Genomic DNA, 23,996 nt, shown 5'->3' with positions numbered 1-23,996 from the left:
CCCGCCCCCGCCATCGCCATCGCCCCCGCCCCCGCCATCGCCCCCGCCCCCTCGCTGGAAAACCCGGCCGCCGCTCCCCATCGTCCGCCGCGGCTCGGCGAACGCCTGGTCAGCGCGGGGATCGTCACCGAATCGGAACTCCAGACCGCGCTGGCCGAACAGGACCGCCGCGGCGTGCGGCTGGGCGAAGCGCTGCACGAGCTCGGCCTCGTCGACGAGGAGCAGTTGCTGCCGCTGCTGGCCGAGCAACTGGGGGTCGAATCGGTCCGCGTTCGCGAAGGCCTGGTCGATCCCGACGTGGTTCAACTGCTGCCGCGGAGCATGGCGAGCGAGCTCGCCGCGCTGGTGCTGTTCCGCGTCGGCGACGAAGTCACCGTGGCGATGGCCGACCCGGGCGACCTGGATGCCGCCGACCGAATCTCGCGGACGACCGGCTGCCGCGTCCGTCCGCTGCTGGCCCTGCGGACGAACCTCGAGCGGATGATCACTCGCTGCTACGAGGAAAATTTTTCGGTCGATGAAGTCACCGCGGCGGTCGACGTCGACGCGATGGAGATCGACACCGAAACGATCGAGATCGATGCCCGCGGCATCGAAGCGATGGCCGAGGGAAGCCCGGTCATCAACCTGGTCAACTACGCCATCATCCAAGCGATCCGCCAAGGGGCGAGCGACATTCACATCGAGCCGGGGCAAAAGCACACCTCGGTTCGGTTCCGCGTCGACGGCGTGCTCCGCGAAGTCCTTCGCCCCCGCCGCGATCTGCACGCGGCGATCGTTTCCCGCGTGAAGGTGATGGCGAAGCTCGACATCTCCGAACACCGGATCCCGCAGGACGGGCGAATCCACGTCCGGATCGAACAGCGCGAGATCGACTTGCGGGTCAGCACGCTGCCGACGGTGCTCGGTCAGAAGGTCGTGCTCCGCGTCCTCGACCGCCAGAACCTCACGTTCGACCTGAATTGCCTGGGGATCCCCAGCGACTCGCTGACCACACTCCGCCGGATGCTCGGCCGGCCCAACGGCCTGGTGCTGGTCACCGGCCCCACCGGGAGCGGCAAAACGACCACGCTCTACTCGGCGATCGAGCTGATCAAGGGCGTTCACCAAAACATCGTGACCGTCGAAGATCCGGTCGAATACCAGCTGTCGATGATCAACCAGGTGCCGGTCGGTCGCGACTCGGGGATGACGTTCGCCACGGCGCTGCGGAGCATCCTCCGCCAAGACCCGGACGTGATCCTGGTCGGGGAAATCCGCGATACCGAGACCGCCGAAGTGGCGATCCAGGCCGCGCTGACCGGGCACCTCGTGCTCAGCACCCTGCACACCGGCGACGCGGCGAGCACGATCACGCGACTGCACGACATGGGGGTCGCTCCCTTCAAGCTCGCGTCCGCCCTGGTCGGCGTCGTCGCTCAGCGGTTGATGCGGAAGATCTGCCCGAGCTGCAAAACCTCCTACTACCCGCCCGACTCGCTGCTCGCCGAACTGCAGTACCAAGGGGACCACCGCCACGCCTTCTCGCGAGGAACCGGGTGCGCCAAATGCTTCGATTCGGGGCACCAGGGGCGGACCGGGATCTACGAAGTGCTGCAAGCGACCCCGGCGGTCAAATCGGCGATCCTCGACGCCAAGAGCGCCGAGGCGATTCGCCAGGTGCACCGCAAACAGGGAGGCAGCTCGCTGCTCCGCGAAGGGTTGCGGTTGGCCGAGTCGGGGGTGACCAGCCTCGAAGAAGTCAGCCGCGTGGCGATGGTCGAGTAGGGAATGGTCGAGTAGGGAAAAGTCGAGTAACCGAAGCGAGAACACGATGCCTCTCCTCTCAGCGGCCCCGCGACGCGCCGCTCGCGACGAACCGCAGGGCCCCTCCGACGACTTCCACTCCCCAAGGGACGACTTCGGCTACCACGACGCCTCCGACGGGTCGCTCGAGGAGGGCGACGCGCCGCTGCGGGGCCGGATTCCGACCGGCAGTCTGCTGCTGGTGATCACCCAGCTGGCGGTGATGTGCCAGAACGGGATCGATTTGGCGGAGGCGATGGAGACCGCTGCCAAACACTCGCGGCATCCAGTGCTGGCCGACCGACTCCGCCGGATCTTCGAAGCGATCAACGGCGGCAGCTCCCTCTCCTCGGCCCTCACCGCCCACGGCGACGGCTTGCCCGCCACGCTGCCAGCCTTGGTCGCTGCGGGCGAATCGACTGGCGAAGTCCCCCAGGCGCTGCGGCGGTTGTCGGAGATGCTGCGGAGCGAAATGCAACTGCGAAGCACGATCGTCGGTGCGCTGATCTACCCGGTGATTTTGATTTTGGTGGCCTCCGCGGTCTCGGTCGCGATGCTGTTCGGCGTGCTGCCGAGGTTTGGCGAAGTCTTCTCGACGCTCGGCCGTCCGGTCCCCGCCTCGACCGCAATCCTGCTCGACTTCGGCCTGTGGGCTCGGACCCACTGGATGCCGGTCGTCGGGGGTCTCTTCGGCAGCGTCGCGGTGCTCTGGTACTTCCGCCGGCATCCGCTTCTACGGCAGGGGCTCGACCGCTTCTTGCTGTTCGCTCCCCCGATCCGCTCAGCCTATCGTCCTTTGGCGACCGGCCGGATGTTCCGCTTCCTCGGAACGCTGACCCACGGTGGCGTGCCGCTGCTGCAAGCGATCCGGTTGACCCGCGAGGCGACTTCGAACAGCTACTTCGTGGCTCTGCTCGAGGAGGTCGAAGAGGACATCCTTTCGGGCGACTTGGCCAGCCGGGCCCTCGCCGCGTCGGAGTTCTTGCCTCCCGAAGCGGCCCAGATGGTGGCGACCGCCGAGCGAACCGGTCGGCTCCCGGAGGTGCTCAGCGACTGCGGCGAGTTCTATGAAGAGGAGGGGGCCCGAGTGCTCCGCAAGCTGGTCGTCTCGCTCGAGCCGGTCATCATTCTCGGGATGGGCGTATTGGTCGCTGGCGTGGTGCTCTCGATCATGCTCCCGCTGCTCGACATCAGCTCGGTCGCATAACGCGACCTAGGATTGCGTAACGCAACCGACGTCTGCTCGTGGCACCCCTCCCTTTTGCGAATTGCCGGATCCCTGCCATGCCGATCCTCGCCCTCACCTCCGCCGCTCGCCGAGCTGCTCCCGCGGCATCTCCTGGTGGGACCGGCGCCTTGGCTCCTCGCTGGCGAAGCGGGTTGCGGGAAGCGGTCGGGATCGACGTCACGACCGCCAGCCTGCACGTCGCTCATGTCGCCGCCCGCCGCGACGGCCTGTACTGGACCAGCCGCGGATCGGTCGACCATCCCCTGCCGCTCGACGCGGAGCGGATGGACTCCGAAGGGCGGGGAGGTGAGAATCGAGCCCCCACGTCCGAATCGGTCGGTCGTGCGGTGGCTCGCTCCTTGCCGCGACCGAGCGACGGGCGGCGGCGAGTCGCGGCAGCGGTGCTGCCCGCCTCGGTCGCGGTCCTGCGAACCCCCAGCGAAGCGTCGGCCGAAGCCTTTGGGTCGTCGCTTCGCGCCGATCTCGGAGCCTCGCTCGCCGCCGGCAGTTCGATCCAGTCGTGCCGTTGGCAGGTCGGACGCAGCTCGCGGCAGATGCTCTACGCGGTCAGCGGCAGTGCGAGCGCGGCCGTCGGCGAAGCGATCGAGCAGGCCGGCTACAGCTGCCGCCGGATCGATTCGCGTCCACACGCCCTGGCCCGCAGCCTGAACCTCGACGCGACCGGCGGAGCTCGGGTGATGATCGAGTGGGGCTGGAACGACTGCGTGTTGGTGATCGCCGACAATGCTTCCGGCGGCCCCTTTTTCGAACCCTCGCTGTGCCGCTCGTTGCGAGGCTACGGACTCAGCTCGGCCGCCCGCCTCGCGGGGCGGGGCGGGGCGGACGCCTCGCCGCGGAGCTCGAGCGATCCGCGTGGCGACGGTCCGCGAAGCGCGAATCGTCGCGCGGCCGAGCGTCGCGGAGTCGAGCGTCGCGAAGCCAGCGTCGATCCCGAGCTGCTCCGGCCGCTGGTTCAAGCGGCCGCCTCGGAACTGCTCCGCTCCTTCCGGCTGGCCGAGTCGCTCCCCGGGGTCGATCCCTCGGGCCCTGTCGTCATCTGCGGTGCGGCAGCGGCTGCCGCGGAACTTCCCGACCTGCTCGCCGCGGCCCTCGGTCGCCCGGTCCGTCGTTGGCAGTGGGGCGGTCGCGGTCGGCCGGCCGATCACGAGTACGCTCCGCCGGATGGCCTGTTCGCCGTCTCCTTGGGGCTGGCCTGCGGAGAGCTCGCCGCCCACGACCGAAGAACCAGCTCCGCGTCGGCTCGCGGTCGGCGAGACGCCGCGCGGGGGCAGCATGCCGAGAAACGTGGAGGCGTGGAAGAGTGATGTTCGATCGCGCGACACCCGCGGAACGAGAAATCAATCTGCTCCCGTTGCGGTTTCGGCAGCGCACCGCCGCCCGCCGGACCCTCACCGCCTGGGCTCGTGTGGCCGCCGCCATGGTGGTCGTCTGCGGCGTCCAGGTCTCCTTGGTCTACAACCGCCAGCGGCTCGCCGAGCATCGCGTCGCGGTGCTCGAGGAAGCCAGCCAACCGGTGCGGACCAACTTGGAAAAGCAGGCGGCACTCCAAGCCCGCCACCAGGAACTGCTCACGCTCCGCAGCCGGCTCGATGCCCTGATCCCCTCGGACGACCTGCTCCAGACATTTGGAGCCATCGCCACGGCAACGGTCGCCTCGGAGTCGCCGGCGACCCGACTGCAATCGCTGCGGATCGATCTCAGCGGCGCCACGCCGCGCGGGACGACTCCCGCCGCTTCCTCGACCACCCACGTCGCCTTCACAGCGATCGCCCGAGATGAACTGAGCCTCCGCGATTTGATTTCACGCCTCCGCGAGAACGCCCGATTTCAGGACGTGCGACTGCGAAGCACCTCGGAAGACAATGCGGTCGGCGGGCGACGAGCCGAGATCGAAGCCGCGGTGCGGGTCGAAAAGGAGCTGCCCCAATGAGACGAGCCTCCCACCTCTCGCCATTTCCAGCCGCCAAGCGGCTTGCGCTGCACGCTTGCGGAGCGGCGATGGTCGTGGCGATTCCCGCGGCCGGCTACCTGCTGGCGACGCGCCCGCTCGAGAAACGTCTGGCCGAGTCGCAGCAGGAGCAGGAGCGGTTGACGCGGCTGATCGCTTCGGCCGATGCGGTCGACGCCGAGGTCATCGCGGTCCGCGAAGCGATCGCGGCGACGACCGAGGAGATGCGAGCGCTGCTGCGTCACCTCCCCGACCGTCCCGCGATGGATCCCTTGATCGCGACGATCTCGGCTGCGGCGCGAGCCGCGGGCGCCGAAATCCTCGCGCTTCAACCGCTGCAGAACCGCGGCGCCGACGATGCCGCTACGCAGCAACTGCGATTGCGGCTGCGATGTGACCACGCCAGCCTCTGTCGCTTTCTCGCCGAGCTCGACCGCGGCACGGTCGCGGTCTGGGTGGCGGGTGTCGAACTCCGCGCCGAACCGGTCGACGTGCTCGGCCGCGGCGGCGGATTGCGACAAGCGGAACTGACTCTCCGCATCCCCCACGCCGCCGAAAAGACGTTCGCCGGACAACTCAAACGTACCCTCCTCAATCCACCGGAAGCTTAACTGCGATGGCCGTCAAACGTGCGAAAGGAGCCCGCAAGGAACGCCACAAGTTGGTGCTCGTGGGGATCCTGGGAATCTGCCTGGGAGCGGTCTTGTTGTGGCCCGACGAAGCCGGAGAGGCTCCCCCGCAGAAGGAGTCGAACAGCTCTCGCCGCCGCTTTGCAACCCGCCCGGCAGCGGCCTCTCAGGACCCGCAGTCGGCACAATCGGCAACCCCTGCAGATCCACCCACCGCGACCGATGCGGGGCTGCCGATCGCGGGGGTCGAGCTGCCACGACTCGATCGCGAGCGGATTGCCGCAGCCGATCCTTTTGCCCCGCCCACCCAGCCTTCCGCCGAATCGTCAGAACCGGAAGCGGTTCGCTCCGAAGCCCTCGCCGCGGCCGCCGCTCGAACCTCGGTCCGCGCGGTCTATCGGACTTCCCATGGATCGGCGGCGATCGTCGACGACCAGATTATTCCGGTCAAAGATGCCAAACACTGGATCGAAACGCTTCGCGCGACCGATTGAAACCACCGGCTCGATCCCAGGCGGAACCGGTCATCAGCCGCCGGACGCGAGCCCCGGTTCCCGAATGCGATTTCGACTCCAGAGGATTCCCTGAATGCGGCGGGTGGCAACGATCGCACTGCTTCTGCTTGCCGCAGGTCCCGCCGCCGCCCAGAGCGCCCCGGTGGAACGCGTCCAAGGAATCGCCGAGCAGGTCTCGCCCCCCGGGCCGCCGCCGGGCGGATTCTTTCAACCGCTCGCCCCCCAACCGCTCGGGGCCCAGCGGCTCGGGGCCCAGCCGCTCGGGGCCCAGCCGCTCATGCAGCAAAGCCCGCGCGGTGGGCGACCGGCCGAGCTCGAGGTGCTCCCGGCGGCCGATCCCGAACTCGTCTCGCTGCACGCCGACGGCGCGGAGCTGCAGGACGTGCTGCGGATGATCGCCCAGAACCACCGGTTGAACTTGGTGATCGGCCCCGGCGTGGGTGGCCAGGTGACGCTGGAAGTGGAAAACGCCCGGCTCGACGAAGTGCTCGATGCAATCCTCGGAGTGGCCGGCTTCGCGTGGCACCGGCGAGGGAATTTGCTGTACGTCACCCAGCTGACGACCGGGCAGCGGCTCGAGGCGAGCGTCCAGGGGCGTCTGCTGCGGATCTTCCCGCTCAACTACATCTCGGCGACCGATGCCCAAGCGGTCGCCGCCGGGCTGCTCTCGCCGATCGGACAAGTCTTCATCAGCGAGTCCGACGCGACCGACAAAACGCGGACCCGCGAACTGCTGGTCGTCGAAGATGTTCCCGACGCGGTGGCCCGGGTCGAAGCCTACTTGGCCGAGGTCGATCAGCCTCCGCGGCAAGTGCTGATCGAAGCCCACGTCCTGCAGGTCAGTCTGGGGGACGAAAACCGCCACGGGGTGAACTTGTCGCAGTTGCTGCGGCTCGGCCACGGCTCGCTCAAATTCCAAAGCCTTCGGCACACCGGCGAAACGGGCGACGGAGGCGACATCCTCGCTCCGAGCGACGGGATGCTGATCACGCTCGACGGGACCGATATCTCGGGGATGGTCGAGCTGATCCAGAACCACACCATGTCCCGCACCCTCGCGTCGCCCAAAGTGCTGGTCGCCAACCGCCAAGAAGCGAACATCCAGATCGGTCAGAAGCTCGGCTACAAGACGACCACCACGACGCAGACGAGCAGCCTCGAGACGATCAATTTCCTCGAGACGGGCGTCGTCCTGCACGTCGTCCCAGTGATCAGCGTCGATGGGCAAATCCTGATGACGATCACCCCCAAAGTCTCCAACGGGCGCGTGGTCGATGATCTCCCCGAAGAGGACACGACCGAGCTGACGACCACGATCCTCCTGCCCGACGGCGGCGGAGTCGTGATCGGCGGCTTGATCAAGGAGGAGGATACCGACAACCTCAGCGAGGTCCCCTGGTTCTCCAAAATCCCCTACCTCGGCCACCTGTTCCGCCGCAAAGCGGTCTCCAATCGCCGCACTGAGATCATCATCGCGATGGTGACCCGGGTCGTCCCCACGATCGATGCGATCCGCCAGCATGAGCTGTGCGAGTTGCAAAAAGCGCTCCCACCGCACGCGGCGATCGACCTGCAACGCAATGGCCCACTGCCGCCAAGCTACATCTCACCCGAATGGTTCTCCGCCCCCGCGGAAGCGGTACCGGCACCCACGCCGACGTTACCGGCCCCGATGGCCCCGCCGTTGTCGGCACCCGTGGAAGCTGGGCCCAAAGACGCTGGGCCCAAGGAAGCGGGACCGAGGGAAAACAGCCCGGCGGAACTGGCTCCGGCGGCGATGGGGCCAGTGACGATTCAGTCGCTCGACGCGGGCATGCTCGAGACAGGGCTGCTCGATTCGGACACCTTTCTGCGGTGACCTTGTGCCGACGGCTCAGCGGTAGCGGGCGATGCGGATGGCAGTCGCTTGGCCTTGCGGCGTCACGTTGGTGCTGACGAACTGGTCGCCGGCAGGGGTTTTGGCGTCGGCCATCCGGACCGGGCACTCGGGATCGGGCGCGTCATAGTTGAGGGGGTCGAAGAGCTGGCCCGACTCGAGGCTGAGCAGGCTAGCGACGACTTCGACCATTCCGCCTCCGGCGCCGAGGTTCCCAAAATAGCTCTTGGGGGCCACGACCGGGGGTGCCGCTTGCGGATCGCCAAAGACTTCTCCGATCGCAGCCGCCTCTTGAGCGTCTCCCTCGCGGGTGCCGACGCCGTGGGCGTTGATGTGACCGATTTCCTGAGGGCTCGTGCCGGCGATCGCCGACCGCATCACGTTCGCCAGCGCCCGCTGCAGATGCCGCGGATCGGCCTGGGACGCGACGGTGCTGCTTCCGTAGCCTACGACTTCGCCCAAGATCTTGGCTCCCCGAGCGGTGGCATGTTCGCGCGTCTCGAGGATCATCGCCGCGGCGCCCTCGCCGAGCACCGCACCCTCGCGGTCGGCGTCGAACGGACGGCTCATCGCAGTCGGGTCGTCGCGGTCCGGAGCCAGCGGTTCCTGCATCGAAGCGTGCAAGGCGCGGAAGGGATGGACGCGTGAGCCGGTGGAACCGACCACCAGCACATCGGCATGGCCGCGGGAAATCGTCGAATAGGCTTCGGCCAACGCCGCACAGGGAGAGGCCTCGCGGAGGGTCAGCGAGTTGTTGGGACCTCGCAGATCGTTGTAGATCGCGATGTGGCTGGCGGGCATGTTCGGCAAGTACTTGAGCAGCCACAGCGGGTTGACCTGCGGCAGCCCCAACTCGGCCCAGCGGCTAAAGTCGAACCGGCCCTCGGCGTCGATGCACCGCTGGATCCCCGCAGCGAACTCCTCGGGGAGCGTCATGATGTAGTCCGAGCCATAAACCACGCCGGTGCGGTCGCGGTCGCGGCTGTTCTCGTCGAGCGCCGCGTCGGAAAGCGCCAGCTGGGCAGCGGCCACCCCCATCTCGATCTCGCGGCACATCACCTTCTGGCCTTTGCGGATCGCCCGCTGCAGCCCTTTCTCGAGCGGGCCGTAATCGTCGATCGAACCTGTGAAGGCTTGGGCTTCGGCGCCGTTGCGGATCGGCAGGGCACCTGCGGGCAGGCTCTCGATCGGCCCGACGCCGCTCTTGCCCGCTTGCAGTGCCGACTGCAGTTCGACCGGGTTGTTTCCGAGGGGGCAGATCACTCCGACCCCGGTAATCACGACGCGACGCGGCTCAGGAATACTCATCAGTGAACGTAATTGGTGGCGAGGGCGTCGCTTGGGCGAAAGGGGCAAAGATGAAGGGGAGTGCGTTTTAGGGCGGTGCATTCTACCCGCACAACCCAAATTTTTTGAAGTCCAGTCGATCGGGGGCCTCGGGTTGTCTGGCAGCCTTTAATAACGTCCGCGACTGAAGCCGACGTTGGGGCTGGCGGTCCGCGGTCCCAGCGGCAAATTGGCCGCGGCGGGACCTTTGAATTCAACGAACAGCAAGGCGTCGGCTCGGCCAGCAGTCTGGCCGGTGAGCGGTTCGAGGTTCAAAAACGGCACGGCGGCTTGGGCTCGGTCGGGGCTGGCAACCACGCCGCAGGAGAGGACCAGCACGCGGTCCATCGGCCAGCGAAACCGCTCGTGCAGCCGCCACGAGATGACCTGCGGAACCTCGATCCGCGTGCGGTGCATCTGACCGTTGGGCAACGGCAGATCGAGCTCCACGGGAACAAGCTGCTCGACCTGATCGATCTCCGCCTGAATGACGCAGTCGAGCGTCGTCCCGTCGGTATTCAGCAAGGGACTGATCTCCAGCTTGTATCCCTCCTCGACTTCGCCGAGCTCGGGTTCGTAGGGAGGCCAGCCGGTCGGGGCCGAGCGGATGTTGCGGACGTAGTTGCGGCGGCGGGTGCTCGTCAAATTCTCGCTCTGGCCGTTGTAGAGCGCGATGTCGATCGCTTGGACTTCCTTGGCATCGCTCCGCTGCCGCAGCAGCGAGAGCAACACCGCCGTGTTTTCTTTCGTCACCAACCATGCCTGGACGCCGGGCGAGCCGACGTTGACGTGCTCCATCAGGGGAACCGCCCGAGCCCGCCAATTCGGACTCCCCACGGTCATCACGCGCAGCCCGATCGTCTGCGGGTCCTTGCTGCCAGCGACAAATTTGTCCACGACTCCCCGCACGACCGAGTGGATTTCGGGGGTGTGGTAGACGGTCAGCGAATCGCGGTTGGCGTTGAGAAAACCGAACGGCTCGGTGAACCACATGTCGGTCCCCGTATCCCGCAAAATCCAGTCGACGATCGCTTGGTGCGGCCGATCGTGCTTGGTGAGGTAGCCGGTGTAGGGCCGGAGGTCGAGCGTGTCGTAAATCTGTCCCGCACCGCTGGGCAACTCGCCGCCCCCACCGCCGCTGCTCTGAACTCCACCGGCTTGCGGCCGAGCACGCTGCGAGGGAAGGCTCTGCGAGGAAAGGCTCTGCGGCTGCGGGCTCGGGGAGCCGCTTGCCGCAGCCGCGCCGCTCGGCCGCGACGCGTTGCCGGCCTGCAGGCTGGGCGGGTCTTGCGAAGTGGAGACCGCGGCCGCACCGCCGGCACCACTGCTGGTCGGAACCGCCTGGAGCCCTGTCGGAGTGTCGAATTGGGCGTGGCCAGGAGAGGCGAAGAACGCCGGGAGGATCCCCCCGGCGAACAGGGCGACCCCTACGAAGACAGCGACACGTCGAACTGACATCGGTTCCATCCTTTGTCCTGACCCACAGCCGTTGTTCCTTGGGCCGCAGTCGGTGCGAGCGATAAGAGTGCGGCGAGCATAGAAAGCCCCCCGGCACAAGCCAAGACGAAAAACCCCCGTACGTCCGGCTTTCCAACGTGACCCGGCTCTGTCAGAAACCGGGTGATCTCGACCATGTGAGCCGTAGGCGCTAGCCTCGGGCCTTCACGAACCCCCGGATTTCCGCTGCAGAACCCGCGGCTAGCGCCGTCGGCTCAGGGTTTTCTGAAAGAGCCGAGCGAGGGAGTCAGCCTGGAAAGGCTGACGTACGGTCGGGGTCAGGCTGGAAAGCCTGACGTACGTACGGATGGGGTTGACACCCCCTCACAATGGCCCAGGCCAGATATCACCCGTACACTACGAGCACGGTGAGGGGGGACATGCCTGCGCACGAGCCTTCGCACTCCGACGAGTTGAAACTGGAACTGCGGCAGGTCCGCAGCCGCGCCGAGGCCGCGCGACTCGAAGCTCGCGCGGCCGAAATCGAGCTGCTGCTGCGGCAGTCGGCGCGGCCCCCCCACCCGCTCTCGCCCGACCCGCTCTCGCCCGACCCGGCTCGTGACCCGACGCTCGAGCAGCTCGCGGTCAGCGATTGGCAGCAGCTCCTCGCCGCCGCCGCCAAAACTGCCCAGACCACAACTGCCCCGCCCCCAACAACCCTGCCCACAACAACCCCGCCCACAACAACCCCGCCCACGACAACCACCGCCCAAGCCCCTGCGAGCCACGCGTCCAGGCCTCGAACACCTGCGGCCAGAGCACCTGCGGCCAAAACACCTGCGGCCAGAACACCCACGGCCCGAGCACGCTCAGCCAAAGCGGGTTCGGCCAAGCCGGGTTCGGCCAAGGCGGCTGTGAGCTCGAAGTCGTGTGGCTCGGGCGTGACCTCGAGCTCAACCGCCGCCAAGACGGCTCGGGGCAGGGCGGGGCGGGAATCGGATACCGAGAAGCAAACAAGCAAAGGACAGCGGCGACGAGCCCCGCAGCGGCTGGTCGCGGAGAAGTCGGAAAAGGCCGTGGAGGTCCGGCGGCGGAAACGCTCCTCGGCTTGGGTCGTGAGCAGCATCGCGCACGGTGCGGTGCTGTTGGTGCTGGCCGCAACCAGTATCTCGGTCGCCGATCCGGTCGAGCTGATCACGCTTGATGCCGCTCCGCCGAGTGCGTCTGAGGAGCCGCTCGAGACGGTGGTGTTGGAGCAGTCCGAAGCCCCCGAGGAGGCATCGGAGCCAGCACCCACCGCTCCAGCCGCCGAGCTGCTACCCGCGGCCGCGCTGCTCGGTGGCGAGATTGCGATCGAGCCGCCGGAGCTGCCCGCTCCCTCGAGTTTCACCTCGCTGCGTCCGCCGCTTGCGGGAAAGAGTTCGCTCGCGGCCCAATCCGCCGCCAGCACGGCATCGGAGTTCTTTGGTGCCAAGGGAGGGGGCAACCATTTCGTCTATCTCGTCGATAACTCGCACAGCATGACGACGGTGGCCCCCGATGGATTCGAAGTCGCTCGCCGCGAGCTGCTGAAGTCGATCGACGCACTCGGCGAAGAGCAGCGGTTCTATGTGATCTTCTTCGGCGAAGAGGTGCTCCGCATGCGGCTGGCCGATCCGGCGACGCCCGAACCGCGTTCGGTCTATGCGACCGCCGCGAACAAAGCGGCCCTTCGCCGCTGGGTGATGGGGACCTCGATGCAGCCAGGACGCTGGCCCGAGAAAGCGCTCGAGTTCGCGTTTGAGCTCCGGCCCGACGTGATCTTCCTGCTAACCGACGGCGAGATGTCGCAGCGGGCCGAGCCATTGATCCGCGAGCACAATCTGGTCGAGAACCTGTTCGACGGTCCCCACCCGCGGTCGACGATTCACACGATCGGTTTCTACAGCCGCGAAGGGGCCGAGCAAATGCAAACGATCGCGAGAGTCAACGGCGGGACGTATCACTTCGTCCCGCCACCGCCGCGCTGAGCACGATTCCTCAGTACTCAGTCCCGCAGACGTCCGACGATGACGCTGGCATTGTGGCCGCCGAAGCCGAAACTGTTGCTCATCGCGACTTGCAAGGAGCGCTGGCGGGCGGTGTTGGGGGTGTAGTCGAGATCGCACTCGGGGTCGGCTGTCTCGAGGTTGATCGTTGGCGGGACCACCCCTTCTTGGATCGCTCGTGCGGCGATCACCAATTCCACGCCGCCACTGGCTCCGAGCGAATGGCCGAGGGCGCTCTTGGTGCTGCTGATCGCGAGCTGACGGGCGGCATCTCCGAAGACATTCTTGACGGCTCGGGTCTCGGCCTTATCGCCGAGCGGCGTGCTGGTTCCGTGAGCGTTGATGTAGTCGACCTGCTCGGGATTCAGTTCGGCGTCGCGGAGCGCTTCGGCCATCGCGGCTGCGGCCCCGGCGCCTTGTGCGTCGGGCTGAGTGATGTGGCCAGCGTCGCAGGTGCTGCCGAATCCGAGCATTTCGCCGAGGATCGTCGCTCCGCGGCGGCGGGCGTGTTCGAGCTCTTCGAGGACCAACATTCCCGCCCCTTCGCTGAGCACGAAGCCGTCGCGATCGGCGTCGAACGGTCGGCTGGCCTTTTCGGGGCAGTCGCCTCGCGAGGAGAGGGCTTTCATGTTCTGGAAGCTGGCCAACCCGACCCGGCAGATCGCTGCTTCGGATCCGCCGGTGAGCATCACGTCGGCGATTCCGTAGCGGATCGCGTCGACCGCGTTGCCGATGGCGTTGGCGGCGCTGGCACAGGCGGTACTGACGCTGTAGTTAGGGCCTCGCAATCCGTAGTGGATCGAGAGGTTTCCGCCGGCGGCGTTGATCATCATTTTGGGAACGGTGAAGGGGCTGACGCGGTCCGGTCCCTTGAGCACCATCCGTTCGGTCTGCAGCTCGATCTCGCTCAACCCGCCGACTCCGGAACCGACGACCACTCCGGCCCGGCGGGTATCGAGTTTGTCGAACTCGATGCCGGCTTGGCGAACCGCTTGGGCCGCGGCGTGGAGGGCGAATTGGGCGAACCGGTCGAGCCGTTTGCCCTCTTTGGAATCGACCAAGTCGCCGAGGTCGAAATCAGGGATATCGCCACCGAAGCGAACCTTGAACGGCTCGGTGTCGAGCACCGTCAACGGATGGATCCCGCTCTGGCCTTCGACCAGCGCCGTCCAAAGCTTGTCCACATCACAGGCCAAGGGCGTGACGACGCCGGTACCCGTGATGACCACCCTTCGCTTCATCGCCAAGACTCGCTTCCGTATCCCTGAACGGTGCTTCGCAATCCGAGCGGCACACAGCGAACCACTCGGCCCCAACAAACCTACAGCCGCCGGTCAAACGCGGCCCCTCGCAATCGAGAGCGGCGCGAGCAGCTCGGCGGCTGTGGTGGCTGAGAATCTTTCAGAATCGACCTAAAAATCAGCAACCGAAGGCCAGCTCAGCCTTCTTCGCCTTTTTCCTTTTCGATGTAGTCGATCGCTTCGCCGACCTTCTGAATTTTCTCTGCCGCATCGTCGGGAATGCTGATGTCGAACTCTTCTTCCAGCTCCATCACCAGCTCGACCGTGTCGAGCGAGTCCGCACCGAGATCGTTCACGAACGAGGTCTCACGGGTGATCTTGTCTTTGTCGACGCCCAACTGTTCGGCGACGATGTCCACAACGCGTTCTTCGACCGATGCCATCGATCCGTCTCCCAAAAACCGGGTGGTAGTAGTGTTCGGAGGTGTGATTCGTGAGTCAGTAAATCTGCTAGAGCCCCGCCGCCGGCCGACACAGCGCGGCTCGGTTCAACTGAGTAGCCCGAAAAGATAGGGGATGGGCGTAAAACGCGTCAATACACGGTTCGGGGCCAAATCGACGCAGTCTTGTGGAGCCCTAGGCGTTCGGCCTTGAGGCTCGCGGCCTGCGGGTTTTCCGCGGTAGAACCACGCGCACCCGCCGGCCGAATCAGCCGGTCATGCCGCCATCAACGACCAGCACCTGGCCGCTGACATAGCTCGCCGCCGGGCTGGCGAGGTACAGCACCGCCGCGGCGACATCCTCGGGCTTGCCGGCACGGCCCGCGGGGATCCGTTTGCGGACCTCGGCCATCACGACTTCGCCGAGCTCAGCGGTCATTTCACTCTCGATGAATCCCGGGGCCACGGCGTTGACCGTCACGCCGCGGCTGACGAGCTCCCGCGAGAGCGAACGGGTGAAGCCGATCATCCCCGCTTTGGAAGCGGAGTAATTGGTCTGGCCCGGGTTGCCCATGATCCCGGAAATGCTCGACATGTTGATGATCCGTCCCGACTTGGCCCGCCGCATGATCGTCGCCGCGGCTCGGCAGCAGACGAAGCAGCTGGTCAAGTTGGTCGCGATCACTTCGTCCCACTGCTCGTCGGTCATCCCGCGGAGCAGCTTGTCGCGCGTGATCCCCGCGTTGTTGACGAGGATATCGAGCCGGCCGTAGCGTTTGGCGGTATCCTCGATCGCCGCGGCCGCGGCGGCCCGGTCGGTCACGTCGCAGGCGAGCGCTTCGGCCGTTCCACCTCCCGCTTCGATCTCCGAGACCGTGTCGGCCAGCTTGGCTGCGTTGCGAGCCAGGCAGACAACTTTCGCCCCATTGCTGCCCAAGGCGAGGGCAATCGCTTTTCCCAGACCCTGCGACGCGCCAGTGACGATCGCGACCTGGTCCTTCAAATCCGCGGTGATAGAAAGTTGCATGCTTCTGAGGTGCGTTGAGCGTGAATGAAAGGAGATGCGATCCCCGACCGCAGCGGTTTCCGTATCCAGATCAGCCGCCACGCGCTAGCGTCCGGTTCCTGCAGTGCCCGGACAACCGGACGCTAGCGCGTGGCGGCTGATGTTCCTACTCGCCGAATCCTTCGCTCGGCAGCTTGCGATCGATCCGCTTGAGCGTGCCGCGGAGGACGCGCCCGGTGCCGAGTTCGAGAAAGCCGTCGACGCCGTCGGCCATCATCTGCCGCAGCGAGCTTTCCCACAACACGGGGCTGACCACTTGGCGAGCCAGCAGATCGCGGATTTCGCCAGCCGCCTGATGGGGCCGGGCATCGACATTGGAGTACACGGGCAACCGCGTGTCGCGAGGCGAAGAGGCCAGCAGGGCTTCCCGCAGCGCTTCGACGGCCGGCTGCATCAGAGGTGTATGGAACGCGCCGGCCACCGCCAGCGGAACGACTTTCATCGCTCCTTGCTCCACGGCCGCCGGCTCCAAGCGAGCCAGTGCCGATTTGTGTCCCGAGACGGCGATATTGCCGGGGCAAAGAAGATTCGCCGGAGCGAGCACTTCGCCTTCTTGGCGGACTTCGCGGCAGAGCGTTTCGACTTGCTCGAGCGACAACCCGAGCAGGCTGCACATCCCGCTCTCGACCTCGTCGGCTGCCGCCTGCATCGCCTTGCCGCGACGCTGGACGAGCCGCAGCGCATCGGCGAACTCGAGCCCTCCGGCGAAACAGACCGCGGTGTACTCACCCAGACTCAAACCGGCCGTCGCGACCACCCGCTCGAACAATTCGGGCTGCTCCGCCCGCAACACCTCGCTGGCGACGATGCTGGTGACGAACAGTGCGGGCTGGCTGAACTCGGTCGCGTTCAGTTTTTCCGCGGGACCTTCAAAGCAGATCTTCCCCAAATCGTAACCCAGCAGATCGCTAGCCTCGGCGAATCGCTCGCGGACTAGCGCATGCTGCGAATACAAAGCCTGGCCCATGCCCACGACTTGGGCTCCCTGACCAGGAAAGAGAACGCCGACCCGCTGCGATTCCGCAAGCAACTGCGATTCCATTGGATGCTACTGAATTCCCGGCGGACCCTACTGGGCTTCGGTCTCGATCAGGGTGCGGCCTTGGTAGTAACCGCATTTCGGGCAGATCGTGTGCGTCGGCACCGAGGAGCTGCACTGCGGGCAGTAGCCGAGCTGCCGCGGCTTGACGTGGTCATGCGAGCGGCGTTTGCCAGAGCGGCTGTTGGAATGTTTGCGTTTGGGGACGGCCATCGATCTAGTATCCGGTTCGAAGCGAGCTCGAGTGTCTTAACTGTCTGGGCACGGCGCAAAGGGAGCGCCTTTGGCCAAGCCCGGTATGGTAGGAAAGGAGTGGAATTCCTGTCAACGCGTCCGCTCAATCCTTTTTCGCCGCGAGCAGCAGCCCGTAACCCTGGCGGCTGGCGGCCAGGAACGCGAATTGGCAGGCCCCGAAGCCGAGCTCCAGAAGCGATTTCCGCATCGCCTCGGCGTCGCGAATGTGACCCTGCGGCGTGCTCACCGCCAACCGCAAGGCCTCGACCGCTTCGGTCAGATTAGGGCCAGTGGGGCCGCGGAAAAGATCGATCACCGCCAGCTCGCCGCCTCCCCGCAGGACACCTTCGACGCGGCGAAAGATCTCCGGATCCCGCTCCGGCGACTCGGCCGACAACCGCCCGGCCATCACGACCAAGTCGTAGGCTTCCTCTTCGAGCGGGATTTCGAGCGGATCTCCCTCGAGCACTTCATAGCGGTCGTCGAGACCGATCGAGCTGATCGTCCGCCGAGCCGCGGCCAAGCGGGGCGGGGTATCGACCGCCGTGACCGTCGCCGTTGGGTCGGCAAACGCCATCGCGCAGCTCCACACAGCCGATCCGCAACCGAGGTCGAGAATCCGCCGCCCGGCCCGTTCGCCGGTGATGTCGAGGATCTCGGCGGCCTGCTTGGCTGCCCCGGTGTGGACCCACTGGGTCGCCGTCGCAGCATCGAGGAACGCCTCGGTCTCCAACGTCTCCTCGCCCCGCAGCCGCGAGCCGAGCGAGCCCCAGGCCTCGTCGCCGAGCGTCCGGTCGTGCAGGCACAGCAGCCGCATCACCGCCGAAAGCGCATAGTCGTCGCCGTACCGCTCGAGCACGTGCAGGGCGACGAGCGAATCGAGCAGCAAACCGGTCAGCCGCGGGTCGGTTCCGAGCCGCTCGACGATCGCTTCCTGCGTCAGCTGTCCCTGCTGCAAAGCGTCAAACACGCCGATCTCCCGCGCCTGGCGGACCAACTGCGCTTCGGCGTTGGTCTGCATCAAGGCGTGGTAGCGATCGAGCGTCAAATCCTGGGCACTCATGTCCTAGTCCAGTACGTTCCAATGAAAGCCGCGAGGCCCGAGGCTAGCGCCTACGGCTCACGAAGGTCAGCTGGCCGGCACGGTCGAACCGACCAATTCCTGATCGACCGCTTCGGCGACGCGGCGGCAACGGGCCATCATCGCTTCGAAGCCAGCGAAGTCGAGCGACTGGTAGCCGTCGCTCAGCGCCGTCTCGGGGCTCGGATGGACTTCGACCATCAAACCGTCCGCTCCGGCAGCGATCGCTGCGTAAGCCAAGTCGGGCACCATGTAAGTATGCCCGGTGCCATGGCTCGGGTCGATGACGACCGGGAGGTGCGTTTTGCGGTGCAGGTAGCTGATCGAAGCGAGCGGCAGCGTGAAGCGGGTGTGTCCCTCGAAGGTCCGGATCCCCCGCTCGCACAACATCAGCTGATCGTTGCCTTCGTTCAAGATGTACTCGGCCGCCAGCAGGAATTCGTCCATCGTCGCGCTCGGCCCCCGCTTGAGCAGGACCGGCCGCCCGGCCCCACCCACCGCCTCGAGCAAGCGGTAGTTCTGCATGTTGCGGGCTCCGACCTGCAGCACGTCGGCGTACCGCGCGACCAGCTCCACGTCGTCGGTCCCCATGACTTCGGTGACCACCGCCAGCCCCGTTTCCTCGCGGGCGGCCGCCATCAACTTGAGCCCCTCTTCCTTCATCCCCTGGAAGCTGTAGGGGCTGGTCCGCGGCTTGAAAGCGCCGCCGCGGAGGGCCGTCGCCCCAGCCGCTTTGACCGCTCGGGCCGCCGACATGATCTGCTCTTCGCTCTCGACGCTGCACGGCCCAGCGATCACGCCGACGGCCCCGGCCCCCGCGGCGAACTCGCCGACGCGGACGCAGCTCGGGTCGGGACGCACCTCGCGGCTGGCCAGCTTGTACGGCGCGGCGATCGGCATCACCGCCGCGACGCCCGGTCCGCTGGCAAGCGATTCCATCATGTCGGCCCGCTTCTCGCCGATCGCGGCGATCACCGTCCGCTCGGTCCCCTCGATCACGCTGGCGCGCAATCCCAACCGCCGCACCGCCTCGGCCATGTGCTCGATTTGCTCGGCCGTCGCACCACTTTCCATCACCACAATCACGGCATTCTCTCCCGGGAAAAAACAAAAAAACCCCGGAGACCACAAGGATCTCCGGGGTTTTGTATCGTGTGACTCTTGAGCTGCAGCCGTTCGTCACCGACCCACGGAAATCCGGGGGTTGGTAAACCAATAACGGAACGACAGGTTGCGGCTCATGCCCCTAAGTGTATTTCCCCTCCAAGGCCGATTGCAAGAGCCGCCGCAGCGATTTGTGAAGCGGGGGGACTCGTACTCAGCGAAGCGGTACTCGTACTCGAATCACGCGGTGGGTTCCGACGCATGCGGTGGCGGTTTGCCGGATTCGAGTACGAGTACGAGTACCGCTTCGCTGAGTACGAGTACGAGTTCGACGACGCTCCCCCCGCTTCGATCGATTAGAATCACGTCTGACCTCTTCCTCGGCGGTTTGCGCGGTGACAATTGCCGCCTCCGGCCGTTCAGTCTTCGGCTCCTTCTCTGCAATTGGCTCACCTCCGGCAAGCACTCGACCCATGATGCACGCGATTCGCTTCCTCGGCGTCTTGGCACTCACCGGCCTGCTCGGCGCCGCGGCCGCCCCGCAAGCCCGAGCCGAACTGACCGCCGAACAACGGACGCAGCTGCAAGAGACGTATGAGCTGATTCGGGAGACGGGCGAGGCTTTTCAAGCCGGCAAATTCCCCGCCGCCGGACAATCGCTCGTCCGCGCCATGCTGCGGCTCGAAGCGGCGCTCCGCGACGCCGACGCGGAAACCTTCAAGACGGCCCAGCCCCTGATCGTTCGCATCGAGCGCGCCCACGCGATGCTGCAGCTCGAGGGCATCGTCCTGCCGCCGTTCGAGCGGCCCGAGCTCGGGGTCCAGCGGCCGAGCTACCTCGACCCGGCCGAGATTGCCGCGGCGCTCGCCGAACCGGCTGCGGCTTCCGAGCCCATGGCGGCAAGCACTCCCGAGCCCGCCAATCGTCCAGATCGTCGCGGCAAACCGAGCGGCCCGCCGAAGTCGAGCGAGCCGGAAATGCAGCCCGAGGATCCGAGCCGCGTCAGCTTCACCCGGCAAGTCGCCCCGATCCTGATCTCCCGCTGCGGCGGCTGCCACATCGAACAGCGGAAAGGCGGGTTCACGGTCGAGTCGTTCGCGGCCTTGATGAAAGGCCCGGCCGAAGGCGTGGTGGTATTCCCGGGCGACCCGGTCGGCAGCCGCTTGATCGAGACGATCGAGACTGGAGACATGCCCCGCGGCGGAGGCACGGTGCCACAAGCGGAACTCGAACTGCTGAAGAAATGGGTGGCCGCGGGAGCCGCCTTCGATGGTCCCGCTCCGGCCGCGCCGCTGGTGGCTTACGCCGCTCGCTCGCTGGCCCCGATGAACTCGCCGACCAACGCGCCCGCCGCGACTCCCTCGCCCACGACTCCCATGGCCACGGCTGCCGACGGCTCGGAGACGGTCAGCTTCTCGCGGCAGATCGCACCCTTGCTGGTCGGCAACTGCAACGGGTGCCACATCGATGCGATGCAGACCCGGGGCGGATTGCGGATGGACTCGTTCGCGCAATTGCTCCGCGGCGGCACCAGCGGACCGCTGTTTGAGCCGGGCAGTGGCGAATCGAGTTTGCTGGTCCGCAAGCTCCGCGGGATGGAGGGAGACCGGATGCCCGCCGGCGGTCGTCCGCCGCTAGCCGAAGACGAGATCGCCTTGATCCGCACCTGGATCGACGAAGGAGCCAAACTCGACGCAGCCTCCGCGGACCAGCCCCTGCGGGTGATGATGACCGAGGCGTGGGCGAAAAATGCAACCCACGAGGAACTCGTCGCGCGAAGGCGCGAGCTGGCCCACAAGAATTGGCAACTGGCCGCTCCCGAAGAGGCCCGCAGCTCGGCGGTGGAAGTGGAGAACGACGAGGTCCTCGTGCTCGGAAACGTGCCGCAGGAGACGGCCGAGCGAGTCGCGACAGCGGCCACCGCGGCGCTTAAGAAAGTCCGCACGCTGGTCCCGCCCTCCAACTCTTCGGGAGCCGGAGCGTCTTCGGGAGCCGGAGCGAAAGGGACGTTCAAAGGCCGCGTCACGCTGTTCGTGTTTCCGCGTCGCTACGACTACAGCGAATTCTCCAAGATGGTCGAGCAGCGTGAAGTGCCCAGCGAGTGGAGCGCCCACTGGCAGTACGATGGCGTCGACGCTTACATCTCGCTGGTCGCCGATGCGGACGATCCCAAGACGCTGCAGGCGCGACTGATCGCGCCGCTGACCAGCCTCGCACTGGCCTCGCGAGGCGATCTGCCACGGTGGCTCACCGAAGGGGTCGGCCGGGCCGCCGCGACGCGGTTTGCCGCTCGCGATTTCGACGCCCCGAAAGCATGGGACGCGGCGCTGCCCGAAGCGGTCGCAGCGGTCAAATCTCCCGACCAATTGCTCGACGGCAACCTACCGCCGGAACAGACCGATCTGGTCGGCTACGGGATCGGCAAAATGATGATCGACCGCGGGGCGCGGCGGCAATTCGACGGTCTGCTCCGCAACCTCGACCAAGGGAGTCCGTTCCCCGAAGCCTTCACCCAAGCCTTCGGTGCCCCGCCCAAAGAATTTGTCGCCGCCTGGTTCAACTGGTACGCCGCCAACCAGCGCCGGTGAAGGTACTGAGTACTTTTTCTTCTTACTTCGTCCCGTACCCTTGCGGATGGCTTTGATGCCACTTCCAGGCGGTGGCGACGATTTCGTGGATGTCGGTGTACCGCGGTTCCCAGTCGAGGATCTGGCGGGCCAGCGAAGCATCGGCAACCAGCTCCGGCGGGTCGCCCGGCCGTCGCTCGCCGATCGCTTCGGGAATCGCGTGGCCAGTCACGCTGCGGCAGGCGTCGATGATCTGCCGCACGCTGGTGCCCTGGCCGGTCCCCAGATTGACGCAGATTCCGCGGCCTTCTTCCAAGCGGTCGAGCGCCTTGAGGTGCGCCGCCCCGAGGTCGTCGACGTGGATATAGTCGCGGATGCAGGTTCCGTCGGGGGTGGGGTAATCGTCACCAAAGATCGTGATCCGCTCGCGTTGCCCGAGAGCGACCTGCAGCACGATCGGAATGATGTGGCTCTCCGGATCGTGATCCTCGCCGATCTCGCCCGAGGGCGACGCCCCGGCGGCGTTGAAGTAGCGGAGCGCGGCGTAACCGAGTCCATAGGCGTGGGCGTAGTCGGCCATCGCCCGCTCGATCACCAGCTTGGTGAACCCGTAGGGATTGATCGGATCCTGCCGCGTCGACTCGGCGATCGGGATCGCATCGGGCTCGCCGTAGGTCGCCGTGGTGCTGCTGAATACCAGCCGGCGGACGTCGGCATCGCGCATTGCATCGAGCAGTTCGAGCGCGGCGACGACGTTGTTGCGGTAATACATCGCCGGCTCGGCCACCGACTCGCCGACCAAGGCAAAGGCGGCGAAGTGCATGACCGCGTCGATCCGCTTCTCGCGGAGCACTTGCCGGGTTCGCGCTCCATCGAGCACATCCCCTTCGATCAGTCGTCCGCTGGGCACCGCGGCTCGATGGCCTCGCGAAAGATTGTCGTAAACCCAGACTTCATGTCCCGCGGCAGCGAGCAGCCGGACCGCATGCGAACCGACGTAACCGGCACCACCGACAACCAAAATGTTCATGCCAAGCGTCCACAGAAACCCAACAACTGAAACCACCGGTGCGACCGACCGCCGAGCGATCGCGCGAGGCACGCGAGGACGATACTCTCCAAAACTCCGTCAGCCGCCCGGCACTGCTGGCCAATGCCGTCTACTTTTACCTATTCGCTGAGCCGTAGGCGCTAGCCTCGGGCCCAAAACGGTTCGCAGCGCGAAAAAACGTCGCGCTGCGGCGACGTTTCGCCACGAGGCCGGTCCGTTCGGCTGCGCGGCGGAACCCGCGGCTAGCGCCGTCGGCTCAGCAGCGGTAAAAACCCGCGGCTAGGGCCGTCGGCTCAACAGCGGAAAGAACCGGACGCTGCCGCGTGGCGGCTGATCGTCGAGGGTTCCCAAGCCTAGCTCACCCGCCAGGAATGTTAAGCGTGCGACTGACGAAACTGCAAAAGCTACGCGGTCAGGAAGCTCCTCCGGCGTCGCCCGAGCGGACGCGGTCGTACTGCGAGGATTTCCTCAACTACCTGCGAGGAGAGTGCCACTTGGCGGAGAATACGATCGCCGCCTATGGGAACGATCTGCGACGGTTCATGGAGTGGTCCGGCGGGCGGCGATTTGCGGACCTGAAGATCGCCGAACTCTCGGAGTATGTCGGTTGGCTCAGCCGTCAGGAGCTCGCTCCGGCTAGCATCGCGAGGAATATCGTCGCTCTGCGGACGTTCTTCAAATACCTACAGCTCGAAGGGGTCCTCGAGGACAACCAGGCCGAGCTGCTCGCCACGCAAAAGATGTGGCAACGAGTCCCCAAGGTGCTCTCGGCCCGGCACGTCGAAGCCTTCCTGCTGGCTCCCCGGCGAAGCGATCGCTACTGGCTCCGCGACCGAGCGATGCTGGAAGTCCTGTACGCGACCGGTTGCCGGGCTTCGGAAGTCTGCAACCTGCGGGTCCGCGACGTGAACTTTGCCGAGCGGCAGATCCGCGCCGAAGGAAAGGGAGGCAAGCAGCGGATCGTTCCGCTTGGCCGTCGCGCGATCGAAGCCATCCAACGCTACTTGGAAGAACTTCGCCCGACGATGATCAGCTCCCACAACCCCTCGCCCGAAGCCCTCTTTCTAAGCCGCACTGGCCGCTGCCTCGAGCGGGTTCACCTGTGGCGACTGGTCAAGCGCTGTGCGCTCCGCGCGGGGATCGACCCGAACATCAGCCCCCACACGCTGCGGCACAGCTTCGCCACGCACCTGCTCGCCGGCGGCGCGGACCTCCGGCTCGTCCAAGAGATGCTCGGTCACGCCAGCATCCAAACGACGCAGATCTACACCCACGTCGAACACTCCCGGCTGAAGAAAGTCCACCAGACGTTTCACCCCCGGGCGTAGCGGGCCATAGTCGCCTTTCGCTCCGCGAAAGTAGCGATCCTGCGCAACTTTCG

The 23,996-nt window shown here is 66.3% G+C and carries 20 protein-coding genes; 10 read left to right on the top strand and 10 right to left on the bottom strand.

What is annotated here, in order from left to right; genetic code table 11:
* From GNK13_RS16470 to GNK13_RS16440, 7 genes are all read left to right on the top strand, one after another.
* Window positions 1-1,767 (top strand): GspE/PulE family protein (locus tag GNK13_RS16470; protein WP_164103655.1); only part of this gene is annotated, 1,767 nt, incomplete at its 5' end.
* Between the two features lie 46 nt (window positions 1,768-1,813).
* Window positions 1,814-2,992 (top strand): type II secretion system F family protein, encoded by a 1,179-nt coding sequence (locus GNK13_RS16465; RefSeq protein WP_164103654.1) that lies wholly within the window; start codon window positions 1,814-1,816, stop codon window positions 2,990-2,992.
* Between the two features lie 77 nt (window positions 2,993-3,069).
* Window positions 3,070-4,338: a hypothetical protein gene (locus GNK13_RS16460; protein WP_164103653.1), complete on the top strand. Its 1,269-nt coding sequence runs from the start codon at window positions 3,070-3,072 to the stop codon at window positions 4,336-4,338.
* The gene (locus GNK13_RS16455; protein ID WP_164103652.1) at window positions 4,338-4,964 is read left to right on the top strand and encodes a hypothetical protein; all 627 of its coding nucleotides are present in this window, start codon (window positions 4,338-4,340) and stop codon (window positions 4,962-4,964) included. Before GNK13_RS16460 ends, GNK13_RS16455 begins: the two co-directional genes overlap by 1 nt.
* Window positions 4,961-5,593 (top strand): type 4a pilus biogenesis protein PilO, encoded by a 633-nt coding sequence (gene pilO / locus GNK13_RS16450; protein ID WP_164103651.1) that lies wholly within the window; start codon window positions 4,961-4,963, stop codon window positions 5,591-5,593. Before GNK13_RS16455 ends, pilO begins: the two co-directional genes overlap by 4 nt.
* 5 nt (window positions 5,594-5,598) lie before the next feature.
* A complete protein-coding gene (locus tag GNK13_RS16445; protein WP_164103650.1) occupies window positions 5,599-6,105 on the top strand; it encodes a hypothetical protein in 507 nt (168 codons plus the stop codon).
* 94 nt (window positions 6,106-6,199) lie between these two features.
* Complete coding sequence (locus GNK13_RS16440) at window positions 6,200-7,984, top strand: type II secretion system protein GspD (protein WP_164103649.1); 1,785 nt, start codon at window positions 6,200-6,202, stop codon at window positions 7,982-7,984.
* Window positions 7,985-7,999: 15 nt separating this feature from the next.
* Here the strand turns inward: GNK13_RS16440 and GNK13_RS16435 are convergent, their stop codons facing one another.
* Window positions 8,000-9,310: a beta-ketoacyl-[acyl-carrier-protein] synthase family protein gene (locus GNK13_RS16435; protein ID WP_164103648.1), complete on the bottom strand. Its 1,311-nt coding sequence runs from the start codon at window positions 9,308-9,310 to the stop codon at window positions 8,000-8,002.
* A 147-nt stretch (window positions 9,311-9,457) separates the two neighbouring features.
* Window positions 9,458-10,786, bottom strand: a complete 1,329-nt coding sequence (locus tag GNK13_RS16430; protein ID WP_164103647.1) for a hypothetical protein — start codon at window positions 10,784-10,786, stop codon at window positions 9,458-9,460.
* A 419-nt stretch (window positions 10,787-11,205) separates the two neighbouring features.
* Here GNK13_RS16430 and GNK13_RS16425 point away from each other — a divergent pair, with 419 nt between their 5' ends.
* On the top strand, window positions 11,206-12,774 hold the full coding sequence (locus GNK13_RS16425; protein WP_164103646.1) for a hypothetical protein: 1,569 nt from the start codon (window positions 11,206-11,208) through the stop codon (window positions 12,772-12,774).
* A 17-nt stretch (window positions 12,775-12,791) separates the two neighbouring features.
* On the opposite strand, the gene fabF is transcribed toward GNK13_RS16425, so the two are convergent.
* The 7 genes from fabF to aroF all read right to left on the bottom strand — a co-directional run bounded on the left by fabF (window position 12,792) and on the right by aroF (window position 18,979).
* A complete protein-coding gene (gene fabF / locus GNK13_RS16420) occupies window positions 12,792-14,033 on the bottom strand; it encodes a beta-ketoacyl-ACP synthase II (protein ID WP_164103645.1) in 1,242 nt (413 codons plus the stop codon).
* Window positions 14,034-14,230: 197 nt separating this feature from the next.
* A complete protein-coding gene (locus GNK13_RS16415) occupies window positions 14,231-14,476 on the bottom strand; it encodes an acyl carrier protein (protein ID WP_164103644.1) in 246 nt (81 codons plus the stop codon).
* Window positions 14,477-14,741: 265 nt separating this feature from the next.
* The gene (gene fabG / locus GNK13_RS16410; RefSeq protein WP_164103643.1) at window positions 14,742-15,500 is read right to left on the bottom strand and encodes a 3-oxoacyl-[acyl-carrier-protein] reductase; all 759 of its coding nucleotides are present in this window, start codon (window positions 15,498-15,500) and stop codon (window positions 14,742-14,744) included.
* Window positions 15,501-15,645: 145 nt separating this feature from the next.
* Window positions 15,646-16,581, bottom strand: a complete 936-nt coding sequence (fabD, locus tag GNK13_RS16405; protein WP_164103642.1) for an ACP S-malonyltransferase — start codon at window positions 16,579-16,581, stop codon at window positions 15,646-15,648.
* Window positions 16,582-16,608: 27 nt separating this feature from the next.
* Window positions 16,609-16,791 carry a 50S ribosomal protein L32 gene (gene rpmF, locus GNK13_RS16400; RefSeq protein WP_164103641.1) on the bottom strand — a complete coding sequence of 61 codons (183 nt, stop codon included), beginning with the start codon at window positions 16,789-16,791 and terminating at the stop codon, window positions 16,609-16,611.
* 124 nt (window positions 16,792-16,915) lie between these two features.
* A complete protein-coding gene (locus GNK13_RS16395; RefSeq protein WP_164103640.1) occupies window positions 16,916-17,875 on the bottom strand; it encodes a class I SAM-dependent methyltransferase in 960 nt (319 codons plus the stop codon).
* 66 nt (window positions 17,876-17,941) lie between these two features.
* On the bottom strand, window positions 17,942-18,979 hold the full coding sequence (gene aroF, locus GNK13_RS16390) for a 3-deoxy-7-phosphoheptulonate synthase (RefSeq protein WP_164103639.1): 1,038 nt from the start codon (window positions 18,977-18,979) through the stop codon (window positions 17,942-17,944).
* Window positions 18,980-19,470: 491 nt separating this feature from the next.
* On the opposite strand from aroF, the gene GNK13_RS16385 reads away from it, so the two are divergent.
* Window positions 19,471-21,585, top strand: coding sequence for a c-type cytochrome domain-containing protein (locus tag GNK13_RS16385; RefSeq protein ID WP_164103638.1), 2,115 nt, complete (start codon window positions 19,471-19,473; stop codon window positions 21,583-21,585).
* Between the two features lie 22 nt (window positions 21,586-21,607).
* Here the strand turns inward: GNK13_RS16385 and galE are convergent, their stop codons facing one another.
* Window positions 21,608-22,594, bottom strand: coding sequence for a UDP-glucose 4-epimerase GalE (gene galE / locus GNK13_RS16380; protein WP_164103637.1), 987 nt, complete (start codon window positions 22,592-22,594; stop codon window positions 21,608-21,610).
* Between the two features lie 392 nt (window positions 22,595-22,986).
* Between galE and xerD the strand changes: the two genes are divergently transcribed.
* Window positions 22,987-23,943 (top strand): site-specific tyrosine recombinase XerD, encoded by a 957-nt coding sequence (xerD, locus tag GNK13_RS16375; protein WP_164103636.1) that lies wholly within the window; start codon window positions 22,987-22,989, stop codon window positions 23,941-23,943.
* Window positions 23,944-23,996: the final 53 nt, after the last annotated feature.

The sequence above is a fragment of the Candidatus Laterigemmans baculatus genome (genome assembly GCF_010367455.1).
GTDB classification, from domain to species: domain Bacteria; phylum Planctomycetota; class Planctomycetia; order Pirellulales; family Pirellulaceae; genus Laterigemmans; species Laterigemmans baculatus.
The sequence above is the reverse complement of the archived record's forward strand: the minus strand, read 5'-3'. Positions and strand labels throughout refer to the sequence as shown.

Excerpts from the sequence above, each read along its gene's own strand:
- GNK13_RS16465 (WP_164103654.1), top strand. The coding sequence starts at position 1,814 with ATGCCTCTCCTCTCAGCGGCCCCGCGACGCGCCGCTCGCGACGAACCG.
- GNK13_RS16460 (WP_164103653.1), top strand. The coding sequence starts at position 3,070 with ATGCCGATCCTCGCCCTCACCTCCGCCGCTCGCCGAGCTGCTCCCGCG.
- GNK13_RS16455 (WP_164103652.1), top strand. The coding sequence starts at position 4,338 with ATGTTCGATCGCGCGACACCCGCGGAACGAGAAATCAATCTGCTCCCG.
- pilO (WP_164103651.1), top strand. The coding sequence starts at position 4,961 with ATGAGACGAGCCTCCCACCTCTCGCCATTTCCAGCCGCCAAGCGGCTT.
- GNK13_RS16445 (WP_164103650.1), top strand. The coding sequence starts at position 5,599 with ATGGCCGTCAAACGTGCGAAAGGAGCCCGCAAGGAACGCCACAAGTTG.
- GNK13_RS16440 (WP_164103649.1), top strand. The coding sequence starts at position 6,200 with ATGCGGCGGGTGGCAACGATCGCACTGCTTCTGCTTGCCGCAGGTCCC.
- GNK13_RS16435 (WP_164103648.1), bottom strand. The coding sequence starts at position 9,310 with ATGAGTATTCCTGAGCCGCGTCGCGTCGTGATTACCGGGGTCGGAGTG.
- GNK13_RS16430 (WP_164103647.1), bottom strand. The coding sequence starts at position 10,786 with ATGTCAGTTCGACGTGTCGCTGTCTTCGTAGGGGTCGCCCTGTTCGCC.
- GNK13_RS16425 (WP_164103646.1), top strand. The coding sequence starts at position 11,206 with ATGCCTGCGCACGAGCCTTCGCACTCCGACGAGTTGAAACTGGAACTG.
- fabF (WP_164103645.1), bottom strand. The coding sequence starts at position 14,033 with ATGAAGCGAAGGGTGGTCATCACGGGTACCGGCGTCGTCACGCCCTTG.
- GNK13_RS16415 (WP_164103644.1), bottom strand. The coding sequence starts at position 14,476 with ATGGCATCGGTCGAAGAACGCGTTGTGGACATCGTCGCCGAACAGTTG.
- fabG (WP_164103643.1), bottom strand. The coding sequence starts at position 15,500 with ATGCAACTTTCTATCACCGCGGATTTGAAGGACCAGGTCGCGATCGTC.
- fabD (WP_164103642.1), bottom strand. The coding sequence starts at position 16,581 with ATGGAATCGCAGTTGCTTGCGGAATCGCAGCGGGTCGGCGTTCTCTTT.
- rpmF (WP_164103641.1), bottom strand. The coding sequence starts at position 16,791 with ATGGCCGTCCCCAAACGCAAACATTCCAACAGCCGCTCTGGCAAACGC.
- GNK13_RS16395 (WP_164103640.1), bottom strand. The coding sequence starts at position 17,875 with ATGAGTGCCCAGGATTTGACGCTCGATCGCTACCACGCCTTGATGCAG.
- GNK13_RS16385 (WP_164103638.1), top strand. The coding sequence starts at position 19,471 with ATGATGCACGCGATTCGCTTCCTCGGCGTCTTGGCACTCACCGGCCTG.
- galE (WP_164103637.1), bottom strand. The coding sequence starts at position 22,594 with ATGAACATTTTGGTTGTCGGTGGTGCCGGTTACGTCGGTTCGCATGCG.
- xerD (WP_164103636.1), top strand. The coding sequence starts at position 22,987 with ATGTTAAGCGTGCGACTGACGAAACTGCAAAAGCTACGCGGTCAGGAA.